The organism is Streptomyces paludis, from assembly GCF_003344965.1.
GTDB classification, from domain to species: Bacteria; Actinomycetota; Actinomycetes; order Streptomycetales; family Streptomycetaceae; genus Streptomyces; species Streptomyces paludis.
This window is the reverse complement of sequence record NZ_CP031194.1, coordinates 4,976,030-4,988,714: the sequence shown is the minus strand read 5'-3', so window position 1 is coordinate 4,988,714 and position 12,685 is coordinate 4,976,030. Positions and strand designations below refer to the sequence as shown.

Below are 12,685 nucleotides of genomic sequence, written 5' to 3'. Positions count from 1 at the left end.
TGGGGTGACGACGCGATGAGCGATACGACAGCGACGGCAGACGCGGGGCAGAGCGAGCTGGACTCCCGGCTGGAGCAGTACCGGACGGAGCTGACCGGCTACTGCTACCGGATGCTGGGCTCCCCGTTCGAGGCCGAGGACGCCGTTCAGGACACGATGGTCCGGGCGTGGAAGAGCTTCCAGACGTTCGAGGGCCGGTCCTCGCTCAGATCGTGGCTCTACCGCATCGCGACCAACGTCTGTCTGGACATGCTCAGCGCGGGCAACCGCAGGGCGCGTCCGATGGATCTGTCGGGGCCCACCCCCGTGGCACAGGCGCAGCTCACCCCGCTCCCGGAGACCGCCTGGCTGGAGCCGGTGCCGGACGGCCGGGTGCTGCCGTCCGTGACGGACCCGGCGGAGGCGGCGGTGTCGCGGGAGACGATCCGGCTGGCGTTCGTCTCGGCGCTCCAGCATCTCGCGCCCAAGCAGCGGGCGGTGCTGATCCTGCGCGAGGTGCTGTCCTGGAAGGCCAGCGAGGTCGCCGAACTGCTCGACACATCGGTCGCGTCGGTCAACAGCGCGCTCCAGCGGGCGCGCGCGACGATCGCCGAGTCCGAGCCCGCGGCGACCGAGACGGCCAGTGAGCTGGACGAGGAGCACCAGCGGCTGCTGGAGCGCTATGTCGTGGCCTTCGAGGGGTACGACATGAAGGCGCTGACGGAACTGCTCCACGACGACGCCAAGTTCACGATGCCGCCCTTCGACCTGTGGCTCCAGGGCCACGACGACATCACCGGCTTCATGCTCACCATCGGCGCGGGCTGCCGCGGCTCGCGCCTCGTCGCGACGGTCGCGAACGGCACACCGGCCTTCGCGCACTACAAGCCGGCGGAGTCCGGCGACGGGTTCGCGCCGTGGGCGCTCCAGATCATCGAGATCGAGAACGGCAAGATCTCGGCGCTGAACTGCTTCCTGGACACGCCCCGGTGGTTCCCCCTGTTCGACCTGCCGGAGACGCTGGCGGCGTAACGGAGGGCGGGACGACGGTACGAGCGGAGGGGCCCACGCGTACGGGTGGTACGGGTGGGCCCCTCCGCGTATCCGCCGACTCCGTCTGCGCCTGCGCCTGCGCCTGCGCCTCCGGGAGGAGCGCTCCTTACCCGGTGAACCCCGTCAGCCGGCTGCGGGGGTCGTCGCGGCGGCTGACGGCCGTCTGCTGGTTGAGACTCGCGCCCCGCTGGGCACCGTGGGGTTGTCGGGTGCGGGTCAGTACCAAGAGGTAACCGGGGTGTACGGGAGCGAGGCGCTTGGCGCTGGGCCGCCCCTCCTCCTTTCAGTGTCGCGCCTCCGGTGGAGGAGTAAAGGGCGCTCCTTCGTCGCGTCGGCTGCGCCGACTCCGCTGCGCTCCGCCCTTGACACCTCCCCCGGAGTCGCAAGTGCGGATGAGGGGGGGGCGGCCGGGGGGAGGGGGCCCGAAGGGGTGGCGCCGCACTGCCACTCGGCTCAGGGGCTGGCGGCCCGGTGGGCCCTGCGGGGCTGCGCGGCAGAGGAATGGGGCGGTCCCACACCGGCTCAGCGTCCGACCGTCCGCTGTTTGCTGAGACACAAGCCCCGCTGGTCACCGTTGTGTGGGTTGTGGGATTACTGGGACGCGGGTGGCGCCAAGTGGGCCCCTGAAGGCCGTCCATGCGTCCCGGAGTGCCGCTAACGCACCTGAGGACACATGTGCCGCCCGAGGAAACCTCCAACAGGCCGCCAAACCATCCCATGTGGGGCATGCGGGCAGGGTGTCCGGCCCGCGGACCCAGCCGGGCAGCAGAAGCCGTCCGCCTTCCGGGCACCACAGCGCGACAGTGACCAGCGGGGCTTGAGTCTCAGCAAACAGCGGACCGTCAGCCGCTGAGCCGGTGCCGAGTCACCCCATTCCTCTGTCGCGCAGCCCCGCAGGGCCCACCCGCCTGCCAGCCCCTGAGCCGAGTGGCAGAACGGCGCCACCTCCTGGGCCCCCCTTCCCCCCGGCCGCCCCTCCCACACCCGCACTTGCGCTGGAGGGACGGGTGTCAAGGGTGAAGCGCAGCGCAATCGGCGCAGCCGACGCGACGAAGGAGCGCCCTTTACACCCGGCCCGGAAGCGCGACACTCAAAGCTGGAGGGGCGGCCCCACACCCACAACCTCCGCCACCGACCCACCCCACTCAGCGTCGCTCTGACCCGCACCCGACAACCCCTCCCAGCAGGTGTCAAGCGTGGGCGCCGCCCGATCCGCGGCCGTCGGGGCTCGTCGGGGCTCAGTGGTCCGCGCCGTCGTCGGCCTGGGCCGTGTCGCGCGGGTCGCCCAGTTCCGCCAGTCCTACCAACTCCAGCAGCAGCCGCAGCTCCCGCCCCACCCCCCGCAGTTGGAACCCACACCCCTGCCTGCGGGCCGCCAGTCGCAGCCGGGCCAGCACGTCGACCGCCGCCAGGCCCGGTTGGACGAGGCCGCCCACGTCGCAGATCACCTCTCCCCGGCCTCCGGCCGTCGGGAGTGCGGCGCGCAGCGCTGTTTCCAGTTGGCCGGAGAGCGTCGGCACCTCGGCGGGCGTGACGCGGCCGGCGATGGCGAGAAGGATCGGTTCCGTGACATCCACGGGGTAGGAGACCGCTCACACTGCCAAAACTCATCGCAGCCGCGCACGGACCGGCCCGTACGCTGCTGAACATGACCATGACGCATGAGCCTGCCGAACCCGCCGGACCTGCCGACCCTGACGGACCCGCCGAACCTGACGGACCCGCCGGACCCGCTGGACCCGTTGAGCTGGTGATCTTCGACTGCGACGGTGTCCTCGTCGACAGCGAGCGCATCTGCGTGAAGATCGACGTGCGGGTGATGGCCGACCTGGGATGTGACTTCACCGAGGAGGAGGTCATCTCCACCTTCGTCGGCTCGTCCTTCGCCATCCGGGACGCGTTCATCGAGGAACGGCTCGGGCGGCCCCTCGCGCCGGAGTGGTACAAGGCGTACGACCACCTCTACGAGGAGGCCCTCGCCACCGAACTGACCGCGATCGACGGCGTGGCGGACGCGATCGGAACGCTCGAAGCGCTCGGCCTGCCCTTCTGTCTCGCCTCCAACGGCGGCCACGCGAACATCCGGCGCAATCTGGCCACCGCCGGCCTGCGCCACCACTTCGCGGAGGCCCGTATCTTCAGCGCCGCAGACGTCGCCCTGGGCAAGCCCGCGCCCGACCTCTTCCTCCACGCGGCCCGCACGCTGGGCGTGGATCCGGCGCGCTGCGCGGTGGTGGAGGACAGCCCGTACGGCGTGACGGCGGCGCGCGCGGCGGGCATGCGGTCGTTCGGCTACGCGGGCGGCCTGACCGCCGCGCACCGGCTGGCCGGGCCGGGCACGGTGGTCTTCGAGGACATGCGGGAGCTGCCGGGGCTGCTGAGCGCTGCGCGCGCGGTCAGCTGACAGGGAACTCGGCCGTGTCGATCGCCAGGTCGAAGGGGGCGGGGAGGGTGATCTTGCCCCCGTACGCAACCGCTTCGAGCACGCGGTACGTGCCGCCCTCGGGGTCGCCGTAGAGCGTGGCTGTCGGAGCATCCGACGCGCAGGGGTCGAGCAACAGATAGAGCGGTACGCCGGCATGGGCATAGCCATGTGCTTTGGCTACGCGGTCGTGGTGGGCGTACCCCGGTGAGGTTATCTCCGCGATGAACTTCGCCCTGCTCGCGGGGAAGAGGTCTCCCGGCGCCGGTTTGTGCTCCTGCGCCACCACCATCACATCAGGCATGTAGAGGCCCTTGCGGCCCGGTACGACCGCTTCCTGCCACTGAAAGATCGCCCAGTCCTCCGGGATCACGAAGCAGAGCCGGCGCACAAGCCGGGAGGCTGTGACGTTGTTGTCCCAGGAGGGTGGCAGTGACACGGTGATGACCCCGTCAACGATCTCCACCTTGCAGCCCTCGGGCGGATGCGTCTCCTCCCAGGCATGGACAAGCCGGGCCCAGTCCCGGTCGGCGGTGAGTGCGCTCATGGCGGTCTCCTTCGTTGTGTCACCGATCCCAGCATGCCGAACGGGACCGGTGGCCGTCCACCGATCCCGTTCACCCGAATGGGTATCCCCGCAGGTCAGACCCCCGCCGGCCCGCGTCAGGCGATACGTTCCCGCACCACCGGGGTCGCCTCGTACGCCGTGCCCGCCGCGCCGATGTCGTACGTGCCCTCCAGCGCCTCGGTGGCGTAGGCGAACTTCTCCGGGGTGTCCGTGTGCAGGGTCAGCAGGGGCTGGCCCTCGGTGACCCGGTCGCCGGGCTTGGCGTGGATTTCGATGCCGGCGCCGGCCTGGACCGGGTCCTCCTTGCGGGCGCGGCCCGCGCCCAGGCGCCAGGCGGCGACGCCGACTCCGTATGCGTCGAGGCGGGTGAGGACGCCGGAGGCGGGGGCCGTGATGGTCTGGCGTTCGCGGGCGACCGGGAGGGCCGCGTCCGGGTCGCCGCCCTGGGCCGCGATCATGCGGCGCCAGACGTCCATCGCCGAGCCGTCGGCCAGCGCCTTCGCCGGGTCGGCGTCGGGCAGGCCCGCCGCGTCGAGCATCTCGCGGGCGAGGGCCAGGGTGAGTTCGACGACGTCGGCCGGGCCGCCGCCCGCGAGGACCTCGACGGACTCGCGGACCTCAAGGGCGTTGCCGGCGGTCAGGCCGAGCGGGGTGGCCATGTCGGTGAGGAGCGCGACGGTCTTCACGCCGTGGTCGGTGCCGAGGCCGACCATGGTGGCGGCGAGTTCGCGGGCGTCCTCGATGGTCTTCATGAACGCGCCGGTGCCGACCTTGACGTCCAGGACCAGCGAGCCCGTACCCTCGGCGATCTTCTTGGACATGATCGAGGAGGCGATCAGCGGGATCGCCTCGACCGTGCCCGTGACATCGCGCAGCGCGTACAGCTTCTTGTCGGCCGGGGCCAGTCCGTCGCCCGCCGCGCAGATGACCGCGCCGGTGGTGTCGAGGACGTGCAGCATCTCCTCGTTGGAGAGCAGCGCCCGCCAGCCGGGGATGGACTCCAGCTTGTCGAGCGTGCCGCCGGTGTGGCCGAGCCCCCGGCCGCTGAGCTGCGGTACGGCGGCGCCGCACGCGGCGACCAGCGGGGCCAGCGGCAGGGTGATCTTGTCGCCGACGCCACCGGTGGAGTGCTTGTCGGCCGTGGGGCGCGACAGCGCGGAGAAGTCCATGCGCTCGCCGGAGGCGATCATGGCGGCGGTCCAGCGGGCGATCTCGGTGCGGTTCATGCCGTTGAGCAGGATGGCCATCGCGAGCGCCGACATCTGCTCGTCGGCGACCTCGCCGCGCGTGTAGGCGTCGATCACCCAGTCGATCTGCTCCGGGCTCAGCTCGCCCCGGTCGCGCTTCGTGCGGATGACGGAGATGACGTCCATGGTGGTCCTTACGCGTGGATTGGTTCGGTATTGCGGCGGCCCCGGGGGAGCCGGATCATTACAGCGGCCCCGGGGGAGCCGGATCGCGGCTCTCCCCGGGACCGGGCTCAGTGGCGGGCTTCCAGGTGTCCCGGGCCGAATGCCTGCGGGAGCATCTCGTCCAGTGTGCGGAAGCCGTCCGGGGTCTCCAGGATCAGCTCAGGCCCGCCGAACTCGTACAGCAGCTGCCGGCAGCGTCCGCACGGCACCAGCACCTCGCCCGCGCCGTCGACGCAGGTGAAGTGGGTGAGCCGGCCGCCGCCGCCGAGCTGGAGGGCGGAGATCAGGCCGCACTCGGCGCACAGCCCGATGCCGTACGAGGCGTTCTCGACGTTGCAGCCGGTGACCGTACGCCCGTCGTCGACCAGGGCGGCCACGCCGACCGGGTACTTCGAGTACGGGGCGTACGCACGGGACATGGCGTCGCGGGCGGCGGCCCGCAGGGCGTCCCAGTCGGCGGTCCCGGTGTCCACGGCGGTCGCGGTCATTTGCCCTGCCCTCTTCGGTACGGCATCCCGTCCGCCTTCGGCATCCGCAGCCGTTGCGCCGAGAGCGCGAGGACCAGCAGCGTCGTGACGTACGGCGCGGCGTCGACGAACTGGCTCGGCACCTGGTCGGTCAGCCCGTACCAGACGAAGAGCAGCACCGAGACGGCCGCCGAGACGGCGGCGGGGACGTACTTCTTCTTGTAGAGCTGCCAGGCTACGGCGAGGACCAGCAGGATCGCGAGCAGCAGCAGCATGGCGTGGACGTTCTCGGCGCCGCCGCGCAGCTTGAGGCTGTCGGTGAAGCCGAAGAGCCCGGCGCCCAGTGCCATGCCGCCCGGCATCCAGTTGCCGAAGATCATCGCGGCGAGGCCGATATAGCCGCGCCCGCCGGTCTGGCCCTCCTGGTAGATGCCGGTGGAGACGATGGCGAGGAAGGCGCCGCCGAGTCCGGCGAGCCCGCCGGAGACGGCGACGGCGATGTACTTGTACTTGTAGACGTTGACGCCGAGGGATTCGGCGGCGACCGGGTTCTCACCGCAGGAGCGCAGCCGCAGTCCGAACGCGGTGCGCCACAGGATCCACCAGGTGGCGGGGATCAGCAGCAGCGCGAACAGGGTGAGCAGCGACAGGTTGGTGACCAGGCCGCCGATGATGCCCGCGATGTCGGAGATCAGGAACCAGTGTTTCCCCTGGAGGGTGGCCATCCAGTCGGCGAGCCCCGGGACGGTGATCTCGGTGATGGAGCCGATCCGCGGGGACTGCTTGGTGGAGCCGCCCTCGACGCCGTCGAACGCGTACTTGGAGAGGTAGCGGGTGGCGCCGACGGCGAGGATGTTGATGGCCACACCGGAGACGATGTGGTTCACGCCGAAGGTGACGGTGATGACGGCGTGCAGCAGTCCGCCGAGGCAGCCGCCGAGGATACCGACGAGGACGCCGGTCCAGGGGCCCCACTGGAAGCCGGCCCAGGCGCCGAACCAGGTGCCGAGGACCATCATGCCTTCGAGGCCGATGTTGACGACGCCCGCACGCTCGGCCCACAGGCCGCCGAGTCCGGCGAGGCCGATCGGGATGGCGAGTTCGAGGGCGCCGGCGACCTGGCCGACGGAGGTGATGTCCTCGGCGCCGCTGATCAGCCGGACGAGCGAGACGAGGGCCAGTCCGCCCGCGACGATCAGCAGGATGACGGGCAGGGTGAGCGCGGGGCGTCCGCCGCCGGTCTTCTTGGGAGCCGTGCTCGTGGCAGAGACGGTGCTCGTGTTCGTACGCGTACTCACAGCGCGGACCCCTCCTTCTCGGTCTTGTCGGACGGGCCGGAGCCGGAGTCGTCACCGGAGCCGTCGCCGGACGTGGGGTCGGGGTGGGCCTCGGTGGTGAGGGCGCCGCCGGCGGCGAGTTCCTCGCCGACCTTCTGCTGCTGGCGGCGGAGCCCGTAACGGCGGACGAGTTCGTAGCTGACGACGACCGCGATCACGATCAGGCCCTGCATGATCGTGGCGATCTCCTTCTCGTACCCGAACTGGTCGAGGGAGGCGGAGGTCTTGTCCAGGAAGGCGATCAGCAGCGCGCTGAAGAGCATGCCCACCGGGTTGTTCCGGCCGAGCAGCGCGATGGTGATGCCGACGAAGCCGATACCGGCCGGGAAGTCCAGGCTGTACGTGTGGGAGTCGCCGAGCAGGGTCGGCATGCCGACGAGCCCGGCGACGCCGCCGGAGATCAGCATGGCGGTCAGGGTCATCTTCTTGGCGTCGACGCCGGACGCCTGCGCGGCGCTCTCGCTGGCGCCGGTGGCGCGCAGGTCGAAGCCGAAGCGGGTACGGCCGAGGACGAACCAGTAGACGATTCCGCAGGCGACGGCGACGAAGGTGAAGCCGTAGATGTGACCGGCCTCGGCGCCGAGGGAGAGACCGGGGAACCAGCCGGACTCCGGGATCATGCCGGTGGTCAGGTTGTTGGACCCGGCCGGCTGGACGCCGAGGTTCGTCGGCTGGATGAGCCAGGCGATCAGGCTGGTGGCGATGGCGTTGAGCATGATCGTCGCGACGACCTCGCTCACTCCGCGCGTCGTCTTCAGGATGCCCGCGATGCCCGCCCAGAACGCGCCGACCAGCATCGCGACGATGACGATCAGCGCGATGTGGAGCGGTCCGGGGAGGTTGACGTTGGCGCCGACGAGGGCGGCCATCATGGCGGCGAGCCGGTACTGGCCGTCGACGCCGATGTTGAAGAGGTTCATCCGGAAGCCGACGGCGACCGCGAGGGCGGCCAGGTAGTACGTGCCGGCCTGGTTGATGATCAGGACCTGGATGTCGACGTACTGCGCGGAGTCGGACATCAGCTGGTAGAGCCGGAACGGGTCCTTGCCCGAGGCCAGCAGCACCACCGTGGTGAGGGCGAAGGCGACGACCATGGCGAGCGCCGGACCGGCGACCCCCAGGATCAGCCTGTCCTTGTCGAACTTCTTCATCAGGCTTCGTCCTCCGCCGTTTCGGCCGCGTCGGCGGCCTCAAGGTGACCGGTGGCGGCGCCGGTCATGGCCGAGCCCAGCTCCTCCGGGGTGATGGTGGCGGGGTCCGCGTCGGCGACGAGCCGGCCGCGGTACATGACCCGCAGGGTGTCGGAGAGCCCGATCAGCTCGTCCAGGTCGGCGGAGATCAGCAGGACGGCGAGGCCCTCGCGGCGCGCCTCGCGGATCTGGTCCCAGATCTGCGCCTGCGCGCCGACGTCCACACCGCGGGTCGGGTGCGCGGCGATGAGCAGCTTGGGGGCGTGGCTCATCTCGCGGCCGACGATCAGCTTCTGCTGGTTGCCGCCGGACAGCGAGGCCGCGGTGACCTCGATGCCGGGGGTACGGACGTCGTACTCGCGCACGATCCGTACGGTGTCGGCGCGGGCGGCGCGCGGGTCGAGCAGTCCGCGGCGGCTGTTGGGCGCCTCGGTGACATGGCCGAGGATGCGGTTCTCCCAGAGGGAGGACTCCAGCAGCAGGCCGTGCCGGTGCCGGTCCTCGGGGATGTAGCCGATGCCGTCCTCGCGCCGCTTGCGGGTGGGCGCGTGGGAGATGTCGGCGGAGTCGAGGGTGATGGTGCCGCCGTCGGGGTCGCGCATCCCCATCAGCGCCTCGATCAGCTCGGTCTGGCCGTTGCCCTCGACCCCGGCGATACCGAGCACCTCACCGCGGTGGATGGTGAAGGTGATGGAGTCGAGCACCTCGCGTACGGCGCCGTCGGGGTCGGTGGCGGTGAGCCGCAGTCCGTCCACGGTGAGCGTGGGGATGTCGGTGACCGTCGACTCGCGGGTCTCGGGCGAGGGCAGCTCGCTGCCGACCATCAGCTCGGCGAGCTGCTTGGTGGTGGTGTTCGCGGGGTCGGCGGTGCCCACGGTCGTACCGCGGCGGATGACGGTGATGTCGTCGGCGACGGACAGCACCTCGCCCAGCTTGTGGGAGATGAAGATGACCGTGAGGCCCTCGGCCTTCAGCTCGCGGAGGTTGTCGAAGAGCGCCTCGACCTCCTGCGGCACGAGGACGGCGGTGGGCTCGTCGAGGATCAGGATGCGGGCGCCGCGGTAGAGGACCTTGAGGATCTCGACGCGCTGGCGGTCGGCGACCCCGAGGTCCTCGACGAGCGCGTCGGGGCGGACCCCGAGACCGTACGCGTCGGAGATCTCCTGGATCTTCTTGCGGGCCTTGGCGCCGATGCCGTAGAGCTTCTCGCCGCCGAGGACGACGTTCTCCAGCACGGTGAAGTTGTCGGCGAGCATGAAGTGCTGGTGCACCATGCCGATGCCGCGCGCGATGGCGTCGCCGGGGGTGGCGAAGGCGGCCGGGGTGCCGTCGATGGTGATGGTGCCCTCGTCCGGCTTCTGCATGCCGTAGAGGATCTTCATCAGGGTCGACTTGCCGGCGCCGTTCTCGCCCACCAGGGCGTGGACGGTGCCCTTGCGGACGGTGATGTCGATGTCGTGGTTGGCGACGACACCGGGGAAGCGCTTGGTGATGCCGCGCAGCTCGACGGCGGCGGGGCCGGAGTCGGCGGGAGCGGCCGCGGGAGACCCCACGGCTTCGGGAGGACTGCTGGACGCGTTGATGACGCACTCTCCTTGGCGGGGAAAGGAGTGGAGACGGTGAAGGCGGTGTGGGAGAGCACGTCGGTGTGTCGTCACGGTATGCCGGAAATCGCCGGACGGGCGGTGGAGCCCGTCCGGCGATCGGCCGACAGTGGGAGGACCTGGCGCGCGGCCCCTCCGGTTACGGCGTGGTCTTGACGGTGATCTTGCCGTCGATGATTTCCTTCTTGGCCTTCTCCACCGCGGCGACCACGTCGGTCATCTTGGTGTACGCCGGGTTGGAGTCGGCCAGGCCGACGCCGTCCTTGTCCAGGCCGTAGCGGATCTCACCGGACTCGGGCTTGCCGTCCTGGACGGACTTGATCAGGTTGTAGACGGCGTCCGCGACGTCCTTGGTGACCGAGGTGAGGATCGAGTCCTTGTAGTCGGCCAGGCCCTTCTGGTTGTACTGGTCGGAGTCGACGCCGATGTTCCACTTGCCGGCCTTCGACACGGCCTCGATCGAGCCGGAACCGGCCAGACCGGCGGCGGCGTAGATGACGTCGGCCTTCTTGTCGAGCTGGCCCTGCGCGGCGGCCTTGCCCAGGTCGGGCTTGGAGAAGCCGTCGAAGTTCGGCGGCTGGGTCAGGTACTGGGAGAGGACCTTGACCTTGGGGTCGGTGTCCTTGACGCCCTGCTCGAAGCCGGCCTGGAACTTCTTGATCAGCGGGGTCTCGACACCGCCGATGAAGCCGACCGTGGCGGTCTTGGTGGTCTTCGCGGCGGCGACGCCCGCGAGGTAGGAGCCCTGCTCCTCGTTGAAGACCATGTTGGCGATGTTCGCGGCGGTCACCGAGGCGTCGTCGATGATCCCGAAGGTCGTCTTCGGGAACTTCTTGGCGACCTTGTCGATGGCCGGCGCGTAGGCGAAGCCGACACCGATGACCGGGTTGTTGCCTGCGCGGGCCAGCTCGGTCAGCCGCTGCACCTTGTCGGCGTCCGACTCACCGTCGGAGGGCTCCGAGTCGACACCCTTGACCTTGAGGTCCGACTCGGCCTTCGACAGACCCGCGTAGGCGGCGTCGTTGAAGGACTGGTCGCCCCGGCCGCCGACGTCGTACGCGATGGCGGCGGCGGCCTCCTTGGTGCCCGCGGAGCTGCTGTCGCCGGAGGAGGACGAGGACGACGTCTTGCCGCACGCCGTGGCGGTCAGCGCCACCGCCGAGGCGATACAGAGCGTGGCGATCCTGGTGGTACGACGCAAGAGGGGCTCCTTCAACCTGACCGAAGCGCCTCTTCCGGCGCTGGTTTCGCGGCGATCGTAACGCGCGTAGATGTCAGGTAAAGACCCGTACGACAGCCGTTATCGGATCGTCGCGAACGGAAGATGTCATGGCCGATTACAACCGGTTGCCGTCGATCAACGCGGCGGCGGTGAAAAGCTCCACACCGGCCGTGATCGCCAGCTCGTCGACGTCGAAATCTCCGCGATGCAGGTCATACCGATCCTGGCTGCCGGGCCGCCGCACACCGAGGCGCGCCATCGCCCCCGGGACCCGCTCCAGGTACCAGGAGAAGTCCTCCCCGCCGAGGCTCTGCTCGGTGTCCTCGATTGCGTACGATCCGCGGCGGGCGGTCTGCGCGGCGCGCAGCAGCTCCGTGACGACGGGGTCGTTGACGACCGGCGGCACACCCCGGACGTAGTCGATCACGGTCTTCGCCCCGTACAGCGTCGCGATCTCGTCGATGGCGGCGTGCACCAGGTCGGGCGCGTCGCGCCAGGCGGGCAGGTCGAGGCAGCGGACGGTGCCGGACAGCTCGGCGTGCTGCGGGATGACGTTGCAGGCGTGGCCGGCCGCGATCCGGCCCCAGGTGACGGCCAGGCCCGAGCGCGCGTCGACCCGGCGGGCGAGCAGCGCGGGGACCTCGGTGGCGACCTTGGCGGCGGCGGTGACCAGGTCGGTGGTCAGATGCGGCCGGGCGGTGTGGCCGCCGGGGCCGTCGAGGGTGATCTCCAGCCGGTCGCAGGCGGAGGTGATCGGCCCGGGGCGCAGCCCGATGCTCCCGGCGTCGACGCGCGGGTCGCAGTGCACGGCGATGATGGAGCCCACACCGTCCAGCGCACCGGACGCGATGGCGTCGGCGGCGCCGCCGGGCAGGACCTCCTCGGCGGGCTGGAAGAGCAGCCGTACGGGGTGGGGCAGCAGCCCCTGCCGGTCCAGCTCGGCCAGGACGAGCCCGGCGCCGAGGACGGCGGTGGTGTGCACGTCATGCCCGCAGGCGTGCGCCCGGTCGGGCACGGTGGAGCGGTAGGGCACGCCCGTCTTGGTGTCGGGGATGGGCAGGGCGTCGATGTCGGCGCGGAGCGCGAGCATGGGGCGCGCGCCTTCGCGTACGCCGTTGTGTGCGCTGTCGCGTACGCCGTCCCGTCCGGTGTCCCGTACGCCGTCCCGGATGCCGATGTCGCAGATCAGGCCCGTACCGGTGTCCAGCACGCGCGGCGCGAGCCCGGCGCGCTCCAGCCGGCTCTTGATCGCGGCGGTCGTACGGAACTCCTGATTGCCCAGCTCGGGATGCATGTGCAGATCCCGGCGGAAGGCGATCAGCTCGGCGCGCAGCTCGTCCGGCAGGGCGCCGGGAAGCGCGGCGGCGGCGGACGTCTCGGCGGACGCCTCCTCGCTGGAGCGGGCGGTGGTGGACTCACGGGACATCAGCT

General features: G+C 70.6%; 11 protein-coding genes. 2 read left to right on the top strand and 9 right to left on the bottom strand.

Annotated elements, in window-relative coordinates; translation table 11 throughout:
- Window positions 1–15: 15 nt before the first annotated feature.
- Window positions 16–1,011, top strand: coding sequence for a sigma-70 family RNA polymerase sigma factor (locus DVK44_RS22120; RefSeq protein ID WP_114661227.1), 996 nt, complete (start codon window positions 16–18; stop codon window positions 1,009–1,011).
- 1,259 nt (window positions 1,012–2,270) lie between these two features.
- On the opposite strand, the gene DVK44_RS22115 is transcribed toward DVK44_RS22120, so the two are convergent.
- Window positions 2,271–2,609 carry an STAS domain-containing protein gene (locus tag DVK44_RS22115; RefSeq protein WP_114661226.1) on the bottom strand — a complete coding sequence of 113 codons (339 nt, stop codon included), beginning with the start codon at window positions 2,607–2,609 and terminating at the stop codon, window positions 2,271–2,273.
- A 173-nt stretch (window positions 2,610–2,782) separates the two neighbouring features.
- On the opposite strand from DVK44_RS22115, the gene DVK44_RS22110 reads away from it, so the two are divergent.
- Window positions 2,783–3,436, top strand: a complete 654-nt coding sequence (locus DVK44_RS22110) for an HAD family hydrolase (protein ID WP_114661225.1) — start codon at window positions 2,783–2,785, stop codon at window positions 3,434–3,436.
- Here DVK44_RS22110 and DVK44_RS22105 read toward each other — a convergent pair.
- The 8 genes from DVK44_RS22105 to DVK44_RS22070 all read right to left on the bottom strand — a co-directional run bounded on the left by DVK44_RS22105 (window position 3,429) and on the right by DVK44_RS22070 (window position 12,680).
- On the bottom strand, window positions 3,429–4,001 hold the full coding sequence (locus tag DVK44_RS22105) for a Uma2 family endonuclease (protein ID WP_114661224.1): 573 nt from the start codon (window positions 3,999–4,001) through the stop codon (window positions 3,429–3,431). The two genes, DVK44_RS22110 and DVK44_RS22105, sit on opposite strands and share 8 nt — an antisense overlap.
- Before the next feature lie 116 nt (window positions 4,002–4,117).
- Window positions 4,118–5,395 carry a thymidine phosphorylase gene (locus DVK44_RS22100; RefSeq protein ID WP_114661223.1) on the bottom strand — a complete coding sequence of 426 codons (1,278 nt, stop codon included), beginning with the start codon at window positions 5,393–5,395 and terminating at the stop codon, window positions 4,118–4,120.
- A 107-nt stretch (window positions 5,396–5,502) separates the two neighbouring features.
- On the bottom strand, window positions 5,503–5,922 hold the full coding sequence (locus DVK44_RS22095) for a cytidine deaminase (protein WP_114661222.1): 420 nt from the start codon (window positions 5,920–5,922) through the stop codon (window positions 5,503–5,505).
- Window positions 5,919–7,199, bottom strand: a complete 1,281-nt coding sequence (locus DVK44_RS22090) for an ABC transporter permease (RefSeq protein ID WP_114661221.1) — start codon at window positions 7,197–7,199, stop codon at window positions 5,919–5,921. The genes DVK44_RS22095 and DVK44_RS22090 overlap by 4 nt, the downstream gene beginning before the upstream one ends.
- Window positions 7,196–8,389, bottom strand: coding sequence for an ABC transporter permease (locus tag DVK44_RS22085; protein WP_114661220.1), 1,194 nt, complete (start codon window positions 8,387–8,389; stop codon window positions 7,196–7,198). The genes DVK44_RS22090 and DVK44_RS22085 overlap by 4 nt, the downstream gene beginning before the upstream one ends.
- The gene (locus DVK44_RS22080; RefSeq protein ID WP_228447318.1) at window positions 8,389–9,981 is read right to left on the bottom strand and encodes an ABC transporter ATP-binding protein; all 1,593 of its coding nucleotides are present in this window, start codon (window positions 9,979–9,981) and stop codon (window positions 8,389–8,391) included. Before DVK44_RS22080 ends, DVK44_RS22085 begins: the two co-directional genes overlap by 1 nt.
- 190 nt (window positions 9,982–10,171) lie before the next feature.
- A complete protein-coding gene (locus DVK44_RS22075) occupies window positions 10,172–11,233 on the bottom strand; it encodes a BMP family lipoprotein (RefSeq protein WP_114661219.1) in 1,062 nt (353 codons plus the stop codon).
- 136 nt (window positions 11,234–11,369) lie between these two features.
- On the bottom strand, window positions 11,370–12,680 hold the full coding sequence (locus tag DVK44_RS22070; RefSeq protein WP_114665351.1) for an amidohydrolase: 1,311 nt from the start codon (window positions 12,678–12,680) through the stop codon (window positions 11,370–11,372).
- Window positions 12,681–12,685 lie beyond the last annotated feature (5 nt).

Excerpts from the sequence above, each read along its gene's own strand:
- DVK44_RS22070 (WP_114665351.1), bottom strand. The coding sequence starts at position 12,680 with ATGTCCCGTGAGTCCACCACCGCCCGCTCCAGCGAGGAGGCGTCCGCC.
- DVK44_RS22100 (WP_114661223.1), bottom strand. The coding sequence starts at position 5,395 with ATGGACGTCATCTCCGTCATCCGCACGAAGCGCGACCGGGGCGAGCTG.
- DVK44_RS22085 (WP_114661220.1), bottom strand. The coding sequence starts at position 8,389 with ATGAAGAAGTTCGACAAGGACAGGCTGATCCTGGGGGTCGCCGGTCCG.
- DVK44_RS22105 (WP_114661224.1), bottom strand. The coding sequence starts at position 4,001 with ATGAGCGCACTCACCGCCGACCGGGACTGGGCCCGGCTTGTCCATGCC.
- DVK44_RS22095 (WP_114661222.1), bottom strand. The coding sequence starts at position 5,922 with ATGACCGCGACCGCCGTGGACACCGGGACCGCCGACTGGGACGCCCTG.
- DVK44_RS22120 (WP_114661227.1), top strand. The coding sequence starts at position 16 with ATGAGCGATACGACAGCGACGGCAGACGCGGGGCAGAGCGAGCTGGAC.